Source organism: Micromonospora sp. L31 (assembly GCF_052068075.1).
GTDB lineage: Bacteria > Actinomycetota > Actinomycetes > Mycobacteriales > Micromonosporaceae > Micromonospora > Micromonospora purpureochromogenes.
The window spans coordinates 900,634-915,479 of record NZ_JBQHDC010000001.1 but is presented as its reverse complement, the minus strand read 5'-3'; the positions used below and the strand labels follow the sequence as shown (position 1 = coordinate 915,479).

General features: G+C 72.0%; 15 protein-coding genes. 6 read left to right on the top strand and 9 right to left on the bottom strand.

Features of this window, described 5'->3' with window-relative positions:
• Window positions 1-223: 223 nt before the first annotated feature.
• The 3 genes from ACTMS9_RS04510 to ACTMS9_RS04500 all read right to left on the bottom strand — a co-directional run bounded on the left by ACTMS9_RS04510 (window position 224) and on the right by ACTMS9_RS04500 (window position 2,717).
• On the bottom strand, window positions 224-1,639 hold the full coding sequence (locus tag ACTMS9_RS04510) for a PhoH family protein (RefSeq protein WP_441147247.1): 1,416 nt from the start codon (window positions 1,637-1,639) through the stop codon (window positions 224-226).
• Between the two features lie 348 nt (window positions 1,640-1,987).
• A complete protein-coding gene (locus ACTMS9_RS04505) occupies window positions 1,988-2,341 on the bottom strand; it encodes a hypothetical protein (RefSeq protein ID WP_280840415.1) in 354 nt (117 codons plus the stop codon).
• Between the two features lie 31 nt (window positions 2,342-2,372).
• Complete coding sequence (locus tag ACTMS9_RS04500) at window positions 2,373-2,717, bottom strand: hypothetical protein (protein ID WP_441147249.1); 345 nt, start codon at window positions 2,715-2,717, stop codon at window positions 2,373-2,375.
• A gap of 264 nt (window positions 2,718-2,981) precedes the next feature.
• On the opposite strand from ACTMS9_RS04500, the gene ACTMS9_RS04495 reads away from it, so the two are divergent.
• From ACTMS9_RS04495 to otsB, 3 genes are all read left to right on the top strand, one after another.
• Window positions 2,982-3,422 carry a helix-turn-helix domain-containing protein gene (locus ACTMS9_RS04495; RefSeq protein ID WP_210776574.1) on the top strand — a complete coding sequence of 147 codons (441 nt, stop codon included), beginning with the start codon at window positions 2,982-2,984 and terminating at the stop codon, window positions 3,420-3,422.
• Window positions 3,423-3,584: 162 nt separating this feature from the next.
• Window positions 3,585-3,938: a hypothetical protein gene (locus ACTMS9_RS04490; RefSeq protein WP_441147252.1), complete on the top strand. Its 354-nt coding sequence runs from the start codon at window positions 3,585-3,587 to the stop codon at window positions 3,936-3,938.
• A gap of 93 nt (window positions 3,939-4,031) precedes the next feature.
• Window positions 4,032-4,856, top strand: a complete 825-nt coding sequence (gene otsB, locus ACTMS9_RS04485) for a trehalose-phosphatase (protein WP_210776572.1) — start codon at window positions 4,032-4,034, stop codon at window positions 4,854-4,856.
• Window positions 4,857-4,890: 34 nt separating this feature from the next.
• Here the strand turns inward: otsB and ACTMS9_RS04480 are convergent, their stop codons facing one another.
• From ACTMS9_RS04480 to ACTMS9_RS04465, 4 genes are all read right to left on the bottom strand, one after another.
• The gene (locus tag ACTMS9_RS04480) at window positions 4,891-5,661 is read right to left on the bottom strand and encodes an isoprenyl transferase (RefSeq protein ID WP_154939557.1); all 771 of its coding nucleotides are present in this window, start codon (window positions 5,659-5,661) and stop codon (window positions 4,891-4,893) included.
• Window positions 5,662-5,707: 46 nt separating this feature from the next.
• Window positions 5,708-6,835 (bottom strand): geranylgeranyl reductase family protein, encoded by a 1,128-nt coding sequence (locus ACTMS9_RS04475; RefSeq protein WP_441164186.1) that lies wholly within the window; start codon window positions 6,833-6,835, stop codon window positions 5,708-5,710.
• 99 nt (window positions 6,836-6,934) lie between these two features.
• The gene (locus ACTMS9_RS04470; protein WP_441164185.1) at window positions 6,935-7,798 is read right to left on the bottom strand and encodes a hypothetical protein; all 864 of its coding nucleotides are present in this window, start codon (window positions 7,796-7,798) and stop codon (window positions 6,935-6,937) included.
• A gap of 37 nt (window positions 7,799-7,835) precedes the next feature.
• The gene (locus tag ACTMS9_RS04465) at window positions 7,836-9,680 is read right to left on the bottom strand and encodes a phosphoenolpyruvate carboxykinase (GTP) (protein WP_441147258.1); all 1,845 of its coding nucleotides are present in this window, start codon (window positions 9,678-9,680) and stop codon (window positions 7,836-7,838) included.
• Between the two features lie 461 nt (window positions 9,681-10,141).
• Here ACTMS9_RS04465 and ACTMS9_RS04460 point away from each other — a divergent pair, with 461 nt between their 5' ends.
• On the top strand, window positions 10,142-10,678 hold the full coding sequence (locus ACTMS9_RS04460; protein ID WP_441164435.1) for a GtrA family protein: 537 nt from the start codon (window positions 10,142-10,144) through the stop codon (window positions 10,676-10,678).
• A 63-nt stretch (window positions 10,679-10,741) separates the two neighbouring features.
• Window positions 10,742-11,458, top strand: coding sequence for a GtrA family protein (locus tag ACTMS9_RS04455; RefSeq protein WP_441147260.1), 717 nt, complete (start codon window positions 10,742-10,744; stop codon window positions 11,456-11,458).
• Window positions 11,459-11,568: 110 nt separating this feature from the next.
• Here the strand turns inward: ACTMS9_RS04455 and ACTMS9_RS04450 are convergent, their stop codons facing one another.
• Window positions 11,569-12,141, bottom strand: coding sequence for a PH domain-containing protein (locus ACTMS9_RS04450; protein ID WP_357917446.1), 573 nt, complete (start codon window positions 12,139-12,141; stop codon window positions 11,569-11,571).
• 119 nt (window positions 12,142-12,260) lie between these two features.
• Entirely contained in the window at window positions 12,261-13,136 is an 876-nt protein-coding gene (locus ACTMS9_RS04445) for a biotin--[acetyl-CoA-carboxylase] ligase (RefSeq protein ID WP_441147263.1), read from the bottom strand.
• An 85-nt stretch (window positions 13,137-13,221) separates the two neighbouring features.
• On the opposite strand from ACTMS9_RS04445, the gene ACTMS9_RS04440 reads away from it, so the two are divergent.
• On the top strand, window positions 13,222-14,805 hold the full coding sequence (locus ACTMS9_RS04440) for an acyl-CoA carboxylase subunit beta (protein WP_334569639.1): 1,584 nt from the start codon (window positions 13,222-13,224) through the stop codon (window positions 14,803-14,805).
• Window positions 14,806-14,846: the final 41 nt, after the last annotated feature.

Sequence of the window (14,846 nt, the reverse complement as noted above, 5' to 3'; positions counted from 1 at the left end):
GCCGCGAGCGCCCCGACCGGAGCCGGTCGCATCCGACGCACCGACTCTCGCCGGGGCTCGTCCTGGGGTGGGACGAACGATACTCGACGATCTTGTCGGGGCGCGGGCGCTCGTTGGACACCATCGCGCACAGTGAGACTGATGGGAAACCAACAGACCCATTTGTGACCTGCGCCACAAGGTGAATGCGGACGGAAGTGGGCGCAACGGACGCCCGAGACGACTACTGCGGGATGTCCTCCAGCAGATCAGTCACCATCGCGGCGATCGGCGACCGCTCCGAACGGCTCAGCGTGACGTGCGCGAAGAGCGGGTGACCCTTCAGCGCCTCGATCACCGCCGTCACGCCGTCGTGCCGGCCCACCCGCAGGTTGTCCCGCTGGGCGACGTCGTGGGTGAGCACCACCCGGGACCCCTGACCGATCCGGGACAGCACGGTGAGCAGCACGCCCCGCTCCAGCGACTGCGCCTCGTCGACGATCACGAAGGCGTCGTGCAGGCTCCGGCCCCGGATGTGGGTCAGCGGCAGGACCTCCAGGATCCCCCGCGAGGTGACCTCCTCCAGCACGTTCTCGTGCACCACCGCGCCGAGGGTGTCGAAGACCGCCTGCGCCCAGGGCGACATCTTCTCCGACTCCGAGCCGGGCAGGTAGCCGAGTTCCTGGCCGCCGACGGCGTACAGCGGGCGGAAGACGATCACCTTCTTGTGCCGGCGGCGTTCCATCACCGCCTCCAGGCCGGCGCAGAGCGCCAGCGCGGACTTGCCGGTGCCGGCCCGCCCGCCCATCGAGACGATGCCGATCGACTCGTCCAGCAGCAGGTCCAGCGCGACGCGCTGCTCGGCCGAGCGACCGTGCAGGCCGAACGCCTCCCGGTCGCCCCGCACCAGCCGGACGGTCTTGTCGGGCAGCACCCGGCCCAGGGCCGAGCCGCGGGCCGAGTGCAGCACCAGGCCGGTGTGGCAGGGCAGGCCCGCCGCGGCGTCCAGGTCGAGGGTCTCACCGGCGTAGAGCCGGCCGATCTCCTCCTCGCCCAGCTCCAGCTCGGCCATGCCCGTCCAGGTGGGATCGCTGGCCTGGCCGTGCCGGTACTCGTCGGCCCGCAGCCCGACCGAGGCGGCCTTGACCCGCAGCGGCATGTCCTTGCTGACCAGGGTCACCTCCCGGCCCTCGGCGGCCAGGTTCAACGCCACGGAGAGGATCCGGGCGTCGTTGGACTCGTTGCGGAAGCCCGGCGGCAGCACGCCGTCGTCCGAGTGGTTGAGCTCCACCCGCAGCGTGCCGCCGGCGTCGTTGGCGGGCACCGGACGGTCCAGCCGCCCGTGCCGCACCCGCAGCTCGTCCAGCATGCGCAGGGACTGCCGGGCGAACCAGCCCAGCTCGGGGTGGTGGCGCTTGCCCTCCAGTTCGGAGATGACCACCAGGGGCAGGACCACCTCGTGCTCGGCGAAGCGGTGGAACGCCGCCGGGTCGGACAGGAGCACCGAGGTGTCCAGGACGAACGCCTGGCCGGCTGGTCGGGGCTCCTCGGTGCCGGCCGGGGCGGCGGCCGGCGTACGGCGGCTCCGGGTGGCTCGGCGGGTCGTGGCAGTCGCGGCCGGGGTCTGGTCGGCACCGGCGGGCGTACGGCGAGTCGTCACAGGCCTGCTCCGACGGATGGGCACCCGCCACCCGTGTTCCGCCTCCTCCGGTGCCCGGGGACACGGGGTCGGATGCGGAACCCCGTGCGCGAGGTCGCAGTTCCGGGCGGACCGGCTGGCCCGGGAGAACCCCGTGCCATGCCTAGACGCTAGCGGCGCCGGGCCACCTCGGCTAGAGGTGGAGGTGGATCTCCCTCGACCGGGACGTGAACGTCGGCGGCGGACCGGCCGGGATGCATGCCCCCTGCGCGCATCCCGGCCGGTGGGGCCACCGTCACCGGTCTGACGTGGCCCCGACGGTGCGTGCCCGCCGCGGACGACGCACCGGGTCGGTGCCGGCGTGGGTCGTCAGCCCTGCCGCCGGACGAGGGTCCCGGTCGGGTGCCGGCCGGTGACCGGCGGGACCGGGGCGGTGAACGAGGAGCCGGTGTACGTGGTGCCCTGCCGGGCGACCGCGGTGGTGGTGACCGTCGCGGTGGTCACCACCGGTGGCCCGCTCACCGGCCCGGCCAGGGCCGAGGCGATCGCGGCCTGGGCGTCGCGGCGTCGTCGGTTCCACGCCCCCCGGTCGCCGTCGAAGTAGCCCTGCCGGTAACCGAAGCGATAGCCGATCCGGTAGCTGAGCTGGCCGTGCAGCCGGCCCGCCGCGTAACTGGTGGCGCCGAGGACGAGGACGAGGAAGACCGCGAGGAACGGGCTCATCCGGCGGCTCCGCCGCGCCGCGCCGGCCCGGTCACCGGTCCTCCGGCTCGATCGTGGTGGGGTCGACGACCAGGAGCCGCTCCAGGTCGTCGGTGCTGACCTCCTCCACCAGCTCGACGCTGATCCGGCACCCGTCCAGGACGATCTCGGCGACCGAGGAGCGGCGGATCTCGCCGCCGGCGTCGTAGACCCGGACGCTCAGCTCCGGACAACCGAGATGGGTACGCCAGGCGTCCCACTCGTCCCGGTCCCCCACGCTCAGGGACAGGTAGCGGCACCCTCGGGCGAGGTATAGGCGCCAGGGCGCGCTCAGTCCCGCGGCCACCCCCTCCGCGATCAGGCCGAAGGCCTGGGCACGGGTCGCGAGCTCGGTCACCGCACCTCCCGCGCGCTGGGGGCGTGACGCATGTGAGCACTAATCGTCTCATGCACGTGACACACCGTAGATTGTCCCACGAGCGTGACAGTATCAGCTTTTCGTCCGGTTACCGCCGCACCTAAGTCCTCCTATTCTGCCCAGGTGACACCCCTCGGAAAGGCCCCTGGATCGTTAACACGCGCCCGGAGAGAGTCGTCCCGTTCGCGTGACACCCGTACGCACGGACTCCCCACCGCGGCCGTCCGGCCGTACCGTCACGGGGTGACCGAGACCGCCCCCGCCCGGAAGATCGCCTTCGCCAGTTTCGTCCGCCGGGCGCTCGACGACGCCCGGGCGATGCGGGCCTGGACGGGCACCGAGGTCTCCCGCCGCACCGGCGTCTCCCGGCAGACCATCAACCGGTGGGTCCGCGGCGACTGGGCCAGCGACCCGGAGGTGGAGCGGGTGGTCGCCTTCTGCGAGGGGCTCGGGCTCAACCCCGCCGCCGCCTTCGCCGCGCTGGGCTGGGACCGGGCCGCCGCGCCCCGCACCGCGGCGACGCCACCCCCGATGGACCCGGACGTGGAGGCCCTGCTGCGCCGGCTGGTCGATCCCGCCGTCTCGGAAGCGGAGAAGTTCCACATTCGAGAAACCATTCGTTATCTCGCTTATCGCCCGACTCTGCCGGCCGACGTCCGAAAACGAGACGAACAGGCCGGGTAGTTCCTCAGATGGCGAAAGAACGCCTGGTCAGACCTCTTCGTTTCGCTACGGGCCAGGAACGGGCGCGCTAGCGTCCGTATTCGTACTGCTTGGGCTCGTCGTCGGCGGGGGGACGGGACAAGGCCGAACCCAGCCCTGCGGGACAGAAGGAGGGGTCTGTCCATGACCCTGAAATGGTGGGCAGTCGTGGTCGCGGCGGTGTCGGTGACATCGTTCGTGACCGCAAACGTCGCGATAGGCGCGGTCGAGGGCGAGCAGATGCCACTGGTCGTCAACCTCCTCGCGCTCACCACCGCCGGCACCGCGGTGGTGCTGGCCGTGGTCGCCGAGCTGCACGAGCGGCTCAACGACCGGGTCAGCGCACTGACCGAGTTCCTGGTCGCCCGGCTCAGCGAGATCGAGGCGCAGGCCGGCGACCGGAACACCGGATTCGTCGAGGGTTACCTGCTCAGCCACGGCCAGGAGGCCGACGTGGTGCCGTTCGGGCGCCCGCGCCGGGGAGCCGCCGAACGCTGACCGACCACCTGCGAAATCGCCCACCGCCGGAGGCGAGAAGGCGTCATCTCGCGGCCACGAATGAGCCGCAGCCGCCGGGGTACGCTGTCGCGCGTGCCGCCGTTGAATCTGGGCAACCAGCAGCCGAAGACTCCGTTGGACGCCGAACACGCCTGGCGGGCCACCGCCGCGCGGGCAGCCCACACGGTGCTCTTCTTCGACTTCGACGGCACCTTGGCGCCGGTCGACGACGACCCCACCGCCGTGCAGCCCGCGCCCAAGGTGCTCGCCGCGCTGGAGGCGCTCGCCCCGGTGGTGCAGCGGGTGGCGATCGTCTCCGCCCGCCCGGTCGACTTCCTCCGCGACCACCTCGGTGGCCTCGCCGGCATCGACCTGTACGGGCTGTACGGGCTGGAGCACAGCCACTCCGGGGGCGAGACGGTGACCGAGCCGGCCGCCCTGCCCTGGGTGCCGACCATGGCGGAGCTGGCCGACCTGGCCCGGGCCGAACTGCCGGCCGGCACGCTGGTCGAGTTCAAGCGGTTGAGCGTCGCCCTGCACTGGCGTACCGCACCGGGGCTGGGGCCGCAGGTCGAGCAGTGGGGACGCGCGCAGGCCGAGCGGCTGGGGCTCAAGGTGCAGGCCGGCCGGATGGTGCTGGAGCTCAAGCCCCCGGTCGACCGGGACAAGGGCCTGGTCATCGGCGAGATCGTTCGCGACGCCGGTGGCGCCTGGTACTTCGGCGACGACGTCTCCGACATCAAGGCCTTCGCCGCGCTGCGGGCCCGCGCCGCCGCCGACCCGGACTTCTTCGGCGTCTGCGTGGCCGTGGCCAACCCGGAGACCGGTCACGAGGTGGCCGACGCCGCCGACCTCACCCTCGACTCACCGGCCGCCCTCGGCGACTTCCTCACCAGGGCGCTGCCCCACCTGACCTGACCGGCGGCCGCCGCCGTGGGCGCGGGCGAGCCCGTCAGGCGCCGAAGCGGCGCTGGCGGTTGGCGTAGGAGCGCAGGGCGCGGAGGAAGTCGACACGACGGAAGTCGGGCCAGTTGAGTTCGCAGAAGTAGAACTCCGAATGGGCCGACTGCCAGAGCATGAAGCCGGAGAGGCGCTGCTCACCGCTGGTCCGGATGATCAGATCCGGGTCCGGCAGGCCCTTGGTGTAGAGGTGCTCGGAGATGTGGTCGACGTCCAGCGCGCCGGCCAGCTCCTCGATGGTGCCGCCGGTGGCGGCGTGCTCCAGCAGCAGGGAGCGCACCGCATCGGCGATCTCGCGCCGGCCGCCGTACCCGACGGCGATGTTGACCTGGGCGCCACCGGCGCGGTCCCGGGTGCGCTCCTCGGCGGCCTTGAGGGCCTGCGCGTGGTGCGAAGGCAGCACGTCGAGCGCGCCGACCATCCGCAGCCGCCAGGGGTTGCCCTCCTCGGCCAGCTCGGTGGTCAGGTCCTCGATGATCTGGAGCAGCGGATCCAGCTCCTCCGCCGGCCGGGAGAGGTTGTCGGTGGAGAGCAGCCAGAGCGTGACGTGGCCCACACCGGCGGCGTCGCACCAGCGCAGCAGCTCCTTGATCCGCTCGGCGCCCATCCGGTGCCCGTCGTTGGGGTCGACGAAGCCCATCTCCCGCGCCCACCTGCGGTTGCCGTCGCACATGACGCCGACGTGCCGGGGCACCGGCTTGCCCGCGAGCGACGCCGTCAGCCGGCGCTCGTACACGGAGTAGAGGAGGTTCCGCAGAGTCATCACCTTGCAGGGTAGCGACCCGTCCGGCCGATGGTGACCTCGGAGGTTAACTACGCGCCGAGAGACCGATGCCGATCATGGCGAGGGTGCGGGCGTCCAGCCGGCCGTCACCGAGCCCCAACTCGACGACGCTGCGGTAGACCCGGTCGTCGCGGCGGGCCGCCCGGACGGCGGCGTCGACCACCCGCCGGTGCCGGGCCAGCCAGGCGGCGACCGAGCTGTGCCGCAGGTGCGTACCGAGCCGCCGGCGCAGCGCCTGGGCGTACCGGTCGGCCGCCCGGTCCGGTGCCGCCGCGGCGGCCGCGCCGGCCAGCGCCCCGGAGAGCAGCGCGTAGAAGATCCCCTCGCCGGTGAACGGGTTGATCAGGGAGAGCGCGTCGCCGGCCAGCACCACCCGACCCCGACCGGGCGACGGCCGGTGCGTCGACAGCGGCAGGTGGTGGGCACGCAGGCCGGTGACCGTGGCCGGGTCGGTCGCCGGCAGCAACGCGGCGAGCCGGTCCAGCAGGTGCGCGCGGCTCAGCGGTTCGCCCCGCAGCACCTCCCCGTACCCGACGTTCGCGCGACCGTCGCCGATCGGGAAGGACCAGGCGTACGCCGGCCAGCGCGGCCCCGAGGTGACGATGAACTGTTCGGGCGGGCCGGGCAGCGCCGGGGCGTACCCCCGGATGGCGAGGGCGAGGTGGCGGTCCGGGTTCGGCGGGTGGCCGAGCGCGCGGCGGACGATCGACCCGGCCCCGTCCGCGCCGACCACCGCCCGCGCGGCCAGTTCCCCGTCCAGCACCACCCGGTCGTGGCGCGGCTCGACCCGGCGGACGGTGTGCCGGCACAGCACCGCACCGGCGGCCACCGCCGCCGCGACCAGCCGGGCGTCGAACACCTCGCGGGGCACCGTGTACGCGGGCCGGGGCAGCGCCCGGGCCACCGCCGGGCCGCCCGGGCCGACCAGGCGCAGCGCGGGCAGCGGGGCGTACCCGGCCACCGCATCGGTCACCCCCAGCCCGGCGAGGACGTCCAGCGCGTGCGCCGCGATGCCGTCCCCGCATGCCTTGTCCCTGGGGAAGTCGGACCGGTCCAGCAGCAGCACCCGGGCACCGGCCCGCCGGGCGGCCAGCGCGGCGGCCGCCCCGGCCGGCCCCGCCCCGACCACGATCAGGTCGAATTCGTCGCTCACCGCGTCGCCTCCCGCCCGCAGCCGCCCACCGGCCCATCCTGCCCGCCCCACGCCCCCGAACCCCGCCGCCGCACCGACCCACCAACGCGTGGCGGGGGTTCAGGTGGAGGGTGGGGGTGTTTCGGCGCGGGTGGCGCGCCAGAGGCCGTAGAGGGCGAGGACGGCGGCGGCGACGAGCGGGCCGCCGTCCCGGACCAGGCCGTCGACGCCGAGCAGCCACCAGCAGAGCGGCAGGTCGACAGCGAGCACGCCCACGGTGATCGCCACCAGCAGGGTGCGGGCCCAGCGCCGGCCGCGCATCAGGAACGCGGTGCAGAGGAGCACCGCGTAGCTGACCGCGATGCCGGCGAGGAACCAGAACACCACTGCCGGCGCGGCGGCCAGCCGGCCGTCCAGGATCGCGCCCCCGGCCACCAGCGCCGGCACCAGCATCAACGGGCTGTACGTGAAGGCGGCGACCCGACTGGTGAGCAGCCACCCGGTGACCGGCGGCCGCTTCGGGGCGGCCTCCCGCCAGGAGATCGTGCCGCCGGAGACCACCAGGGTCCTGCGGTGCCGGACGAGGTACGCGCCGACCGCCTCGGAGCGGTAGAGCAGCGCGACCACGCTCACGCAGAGCGCGGTGAGCAGGGCGAAGCCGAGCAGCCCGGGCAGCGGCGGCACCCCCTGCCGGGGCACCACCAGCCGGCCCACCGCGAAGATCGTGGTCACCGCGAGGATCAGCCCGAACGGCCGGGCCACGGTACGACCGCGGTTGACGTGCCCGATCAGCACCAGGAAGGCGAGTGAGCGGAGCATCGCCCAGCCGGTGCGTACGGCCAGGCCGAACTCCTGCTCCGGGGCGTACCACCAGTTGAGCAGCTCGACCACGACGGTGGCCGCCGCCGTCACGGCGAGCAGCGTGGTGAGCGCCCGGACGGCGGACGGCCGCCGGACCTCGGTGGTCTCGACGGCCGTCCTCATGGGATCCGATGGTGCCCGGTACGGGCAACCGTCACACCTACTTCTGCGGCTGCTCCGCGTCGAGCCGGGCCCGCAGCGCGTCCAGCTCGGCCCAGAGGACGCCCGGCAGCTTGTCGCCGAACTTCTCGAACCACTCGGTGACCAGCGGGAGTTCGTTGCGCCACTCCTCCGGGTCCACCTTGAGGGCGATCCGGACGTCCTCCGGGGTCATGTCCAGGCCCTCGACGTCCAGCGCGTCCTGCGCCGGCACCATGCCGATCGGGGTCTCGACCGCGTCGGCGGTGCCCTCGATCCGCTCGACGACCCACTTGAGCACCCGGGAGTTCTCGCCGAAGCCCGGCCAGAGGAAGCTGCCCTCCGGGTCCTTGCGGAACCAGTTCACGTAGTAGATCTTGGGCAGCTTGGCCTCGTCGCCGTCGGCGCCCTTGCCCATCTCGATCCAGTGCCGGAAGTAGTCGCCGGCGTGGTAGCCGATGAACGGCAGCATCGCCATCGGGTCGCGGCGGACCACGCCGACCGCGCCGGACGCGGCGGCGGTGGTCTCCGAGGAGAGCGTGGCGCCCATGTAGACGCCGTGCACCCAGTCGCGGGCCTCGGTGACCAGCGGGATGGTGTCCCGGCGACGGCCGCCGAAGAGGATCGCGTCGATCGGCACGCCGTTCGGGTCGTAGTAGTCCTCGGCGAGGATCGGGCACTGGGTGATCGGGGTGCAGAACCGGCTGTTCGCGTGCGAGGAGAGGCTGTCGCTCTCCGGCGTCCAGTCGTTGCCCTTCCAGTCGATCAGGTGCGCCGGCGGCTCACCCATGCCCTCCCACCAGATGTCCCCGTCGTCCGTCAGGGCGACGTTGGTGAAGATGGAGTTGCCGCGGTCGAGCGTCCGCATGGCGTTGGCGTTGGTCTTCCAGTCGGTGCCGGGCGCGACGCCGAAGAGGCCGTACTCCGGGTTGACCGCGTAGAGCCGACCGTCCTCGCCGAAGCGCATCCAGGCGATGTCGTCGCCGATGGTCTCGACCTTCCAGCCCGGGATGGTCGGCTCCACCATGGCGAGGTTGGTCTTGCCGCAGGCTGACGGGAACGCGCCGGCGATGTGGTAGACCTTGCCCTCCGGCGAGGTGATCTTGAGGATCAGCATGTGCTCGGCGAGCCAGCCCTCGTCGCGCCCCATCACGCTGGCGATCCGCAGCGAGTAGCACTTCTTGCCGAGCAGCGAGTTGCCGCCGTAGCCGGAGCCGAAGGACCAGATCTCCCGGGTCTCCGGGAAGTGCGAGATGTACTTCGTCTCGTTGCACGGCCAGGCGACGTCCTGCTGGCCGGGGGCGAGCGGGGCGCCGATGGAGTGCAGCGCGTGCACGAAGTCGGCGTCGTCGCCCATCGCCTCGAGGACCTTGGCGCCCATCCGGGTCATGATCCGCATCGAGGCCACCACGTACGGGCTGTCGGTGATCTCGACGCCGAACATGGGGCTCTCGGCCTCCACCGGGCCCATGCAGAACGGGATGACGTACATGGTGCGCCCGCGCATGCTCCCGCGGTACAGCTCCGTCATCGTCCGCTTCATCTCGGCCGGCGCCATCCAGTTGTTGGTGGGGCCGGCGTCCGCCTCGTCGACGGAGCAGATGTAGGTGCGCTCCTCGACCCGGGCGACGTCCGTCGGGTCCGTGCGCGCGTAGAACGAGTTGGGCTTCTTCTCCGGGTTGAGCCGGATCAGGGTGCCGGACTCGACCAGCTCGTCGGTGAGGCGCCGCCACTCCTCATCGGACCCGTCCACCCAGACCACGCGGTCGGGGGTGGTCAGTTCCGCGACTTCTCTGACCCAGGCGAGCAGCTTGGGGTGGGTAGTCGGGGCCTGATCGATACCCCGAACAGTAGCCGGAGCAACCATGACACATCTCCTTGTGGTCGACGCTGACCGTTCTATGGATGCACGAGTCTGGCGGGCGCGAGCCGCGTCGCCATCGTGGAAACCTGGGATTGCGCTCAGCGTAAACCGGGCCGAGCCGTGAGTCAGTGGGACTGGTTGTGAAGAACTGCACAAGGTACGGCCCGGCTGCGGCATCACGAGCTAATACCCGCTTTCCCGCGCAGTTTCACGCAAATCCTGCGGCGAACTGTTGTCGGCCACCGGAACGGACGATGACGGACAGCGGAACCGGGCTTCCGGTGACGGCCACGTCGATTGGGCGAACCGATCGACGATCGGTCCACAAAGAGTTACGCTCTGCTCACCTGCGGCGGCAGCGGACGGGCCGGTTACGACCCGCGCCGGGAGCGATCCGGGCCGGCTCGCCGTTGCTGCGCGTCCGGCTCGCTCCCGACCGGTACGCTCGGCGGGTGGCCGCGACGATGACCGGGGACCAACCAGGGTCTCCGCCGACCCGCCCGGGTCTGGTCCGCACTCTGCTGGACCGCTTCGGTCACCTCGTCCGCGAGCTGAGCAAGTTCGCCACGGTGGGCGGGATCGCCTTCCTCATCGACTTCACGCTCTTCAACTACCTGACGAGCGTGCGCGACGTCGAGCAGGTGACCGCCAAGACGATCTCCACCGTCGTCGCGGCCAGCGTCGCCTTCGTGGGCAACCGGTTCTGGACCTGGCGCCACCGCAAGCGCTCCAACCCGGCCCGCGAGTACGCGCTGTTCTTCTTCTTCAACGCAGTGGGCCTGGGCATCGCCGTGGCCTGCCTGGCGTTCAGCCGGTACGGCCTGGGCAGCATCTGGCCGGAGGTGTTCCAGACCCCGCTGGCCGACAACATCGCCAGCTTCATCGTCGGCACCGGCCTGGGGACGCTGTTCCGGTTCTGGTCGTACCGACGGTTCGTCTTCGTGGAAGCGGGAAACCCCCCGGTTCCGGAGGCGGCGCACGACCGGCCGCCGGGGGCGTGACCTGCCGCCCACCTCGTCCGGCTGGGACCTGCCGGCCCCAACCACTGCCCTAAGGTGTTCCGCATGCGTCTTGTCCGTCTGCTGCCCGAGCGCTGGCAGAAGTTCATCCACGAGGCGCTCAAATTCGGCGTCGTCGGTGGCATCAACACCGTCATCAATTACGCGGTGTTCAATGTCCTGGCACTCACCGTTTTTGTCAACGGTCAACTGAAGGCGACCGTGATCGCCACCGTGGTGGCGACGATCACGTCGTATCTGATGAATCGGCACTGGACGTACCGGGATCGACCGAAATCCGCGTTGAAGCGGGAATACGTCCTGTTCTTCCTTTTCAACGCCACCGGCCTGCTGATCGAGCTGGGCGTCCTCGCCGCCGCCAAGTACGGCCTGGGCGTGAACAGCCTGCTCGCGCTCAACGTGGCGAAGACCGGCGGCGTGCTGCTGGCCACCATGTTCCGGTTCTGGTCGTACCGGACGTTCGTGTTCCAGCCGGTGCCCGCGCACGCCGAGGAGACCTGGCACACGATTCACCGGGACGAGTGGGACACCATGGCCGAGCTGGACCCGGTGGCCGAGCTGGCCGAGTCGGTCAGCGAGCTGGAGGAGGCCCAGCAGCAGGCGGCGCAGCGGCCCGGCCGCCTGAAGGCCGAACCGGTCTTCCCGCAGCCGACCGGACGTCCCGCCCCGCTGGACGCCGGGCTGGGCAGCACGGTCGGCGCCGACCTCGACGCCGAGCTGGCCGCGGAACTGCATGCCGGCACCCGCCGCCCCCGCCGCTGACCCCGCCGCCCGGGACGACCCGGGCACCCGAATATCGCCAGGTGGCGGTGTCCGACGGACACCGCCACAGCTGCGAACCGGGGTCGATCAGGCCGGAGTCGGGCCAGGAGTCAGCTGGTGGGGTCGCGTAGCGGCTTGCCCTCGCGCATGTCGGCCAGGATGTCGCGCATCTCCCCGTCGCCCAACGAGTGCTTGTCGTGGTGGGCCTCGACCAGCTCGTAGAGCTTGGTCTGCACCTGGCCCACGGACGGGACGTCGCGCAGCACGGACTGGCCGCGCTCGCCCGCCGACTCGATGGTGAGCGTGCCGCAGCCGAGCAGCCGCTCGACGAAACGCTGGCTCATCGCGTGGTCGTTGATCCGGGTGAGCGGGATGTCCCGCCGGTCCCGGGAGAGCACGCCCTGCTGGAGCAGCACCCGCTCGTCGGTGAACAGGTAGTGCGTGGTGCGCCAGACCAGGAACGGCCAGAGGCCCAGCCAGAGCGCCAGCACCAGGGCCAGCCCGGCGATCACGTACAGCGCGATCGTGGCGCCGTCGCCGTCGGGCAGCAGGACCCAGCCCGCCACCACGGCGGCGACGCCGAGGACCAGCACCAGGATCGGCCGCAGCAGCGCCTTCCAGTGCGGGTGCAGATGCAGGACGACGTGCTCGTCCTCGGTGAGCACGTCTTCGGGAAACGCCACGGGGAACCTCCTCGGCACGGATCGGACGCGCTGACCGTAACCGGTCACCGCGAGCCGCCGGATCAGCCGCGCGGCCCCGATCGCGGCGCCGCGCCCGAACCGGACCGCCACCCGAGCGCTCAGCGCAGGTGCAGCACGTCCCCGGCCGCCAACCGCCGCTCCCCGGCGCCCGTGTCGAGCAGCAGCTGGCCGTCGGCGTCCACGCCGGTGGCCAGGCCGGTCAGCTCGGCGCCGTCGGGCAGCAGCACCCGCACCCGCCGGCCGACGGTGGCGCAGGAGGCGACGTAGGCCTCCCGCAGCCCGCTGGCCACCGCGTCGCCGCCGGCGGTGCGCCAGCGGTCGTACCAGTCGGCCAGCGAGCGGAGCAGCGCACGCAGCAGCGGATCCCGGTCGGTGGCCGTCGCGCCGGCCAGTTGCAGCGAGGTGGCCGGCAGGCCGGTCGGGTTCTCCGGCAGCTCGTCGGCACGGAGCGTGACGTTGAGCCCGATCCCGAGCACGATCGCCGGCGGCTGCGCCGGGGACGTGCCCGGCACCGCCTCGGCCAGGATGCCGGCGCACTTGGCGTCGTCGACCAGCAGGTCGTTCGGCCACTTCAGCCGAGCATCCAGCTCCGCCAGCCGGGCCACCGCCTCGACCAGCGCGACGCCGGCGAGCAGCGGCAGCCAGCCGTACCCGGTGGCGGGGGCCGGCGGCCAGCCACGGTCGGCGACGGCCTCGCCGGGCCGGAGCAGGACGCTGGTCGCGATGCCGGCGCGGGCCGGCGACTGCCAGACCCGGCCCCGCCGGCCGCGCCCGGCGGTCTGCCGCTCGGCGACCACCACCAGGCCCTCCGGCTCGCCCGCCCGGGCGGCCGCCACCGCGTCGGCGTTGGTGGAACCGGTCTCGGCCCGCAGGTCGAGCCGGCGCCAGGGCCCGTGCGGCCCGGTCAGCGCGCGGGCCAGCCGCGCCGCCGACAGCGGCGGGCGGTCCAGATCGGTGTACGGCGAGCCCGGCATCCCGTCAGCCTACGGGCCCGGCGACGGACGGTATTGAGGCGTACTGCACAGCGGCGTCGTCCTGAACCATCGTTATATTCCCTGGGTGACTACCGAGACCGGGATCAACATCCACAGCACCGCGGGCAAGCTGGCGGACCTGGAGCGACGGGTCGACGAGGCGGTGCACGCCGGGTCGGCGCGCGCGGTCGAGAAGCAGCACGCGCGGGGTAAGAAGACCGCCCGGGAGCGGATCGAGCTGCTGCTCGACGAGGGCTCCTTCGTCGAGCTGGACGAACTGGCCCGGCACCGCTCGACGGCCTTCGGGCTGGAGAAGAACCGCCCGTACGGCGACGGCGTGGTCACCGGCTACGGCACCGTCGACGGCCGGCAGGTCTGCGTCTTCGCCCAGGACTTCACCGTCTTCGGCGGCTCCCTCGGCGAGGTCTTCGGCGAGAAGATCGTCAAGGTGATGGACCTGGCCATGAAGATCGGCTGCCCGGTGGTCGGCATCAACGACTCCGGCGGCGCCCGGATCCAGGAGGGGGTCGCCTCCCTCGGGCTCTACGGCGAGATCTTCTTCCGCAACGTCCGGGCCAGCGGCGTCATCCCGCAGATCTCGCTGATCATGGGCCCGTGCGCGGGCGGCGCGGTCTACTCCCCGGCGGTCACCGACTTCACCGTGATGGTCGACCAGACCTCGCACATGTTCATCACCGGCCCGGACGTCATCAAGACGGTCACCGGCGAGGACGTGGCGATGGAGGAGCTGGGCGGCGCCCGCACCCACAACTCGCGCAGCGGCAACGCGCACTACCTCGCCACCGACGAGGAGGACGCGATCGAGTACGTCAAGGCCCTGCTGTCGTACCTGCCGTCGAACAACCTCGACGAGCCCGTCGTGTACGAGGCCCCGGCCGACCTCGACATCTCCGCGGAGGACCGGGAGCTGGACACGCTGATCCCGGACTCGGCCAACCAGCCGTACGACATGCACCGGGTCATCGAGCACGTGCTCGACGACGGCGAGTTCCTCGAGGTGCAGCCGCTCTACGCGCAGAACCTCGTCATCGGCTACGGCCGGGTCGAGGGACGCCCGGTCGGCGTGGTGGCCAACCAGCCGATGCACTTCGCCGGCACCCTGGACATCGCCGCCAGCGAGAAGGCCGCCCGGTTCGTGCGTACCTGCGACGCGTTCAACATCCCGGTGCTGACCTTCGTGGACGTTCCCGGCTTCCTCCCCGGCACCGGGCAGGAGTGGGACGGCATCATCCGGCGCGGCGCGAAGCTGATCTACGCGTACGCCGAGGCGACCGTCCCGAAGGTCACCGTGATCACCCGCAAGGCCTACGGCGGCGCGTACGACGTGATGGGCTCCAAGCACCTCGGCGCGGATCTGAACTTCGCCTGGCCGACGGCGCAGATCGCGGTGATGGGCGCGCAGGGCGCGGTGAACATCCTCTACCGCTCCGACCTGGCGAACGCCGAGGACCCGGCCGCCGTCCGGGCCGAGAAGATCGCCGAGTACGAGGACACCCTGGCCAACCCGTACATCGCCGCCGAGCGCGGCTACGTCGACAGCGTGATCCCGCCGCACGAGACCCGCGCCCAGATCGTCCGCGCGCTGCGGGTGCTGCGCACCAAGCGGGAGACCCTGCCGCCGAAGAAGCACGGCAACATCCCGCTGTAGCGGGTGTACCCGGAGATCCCCGCGTCCCTCGTGGTCGCGGG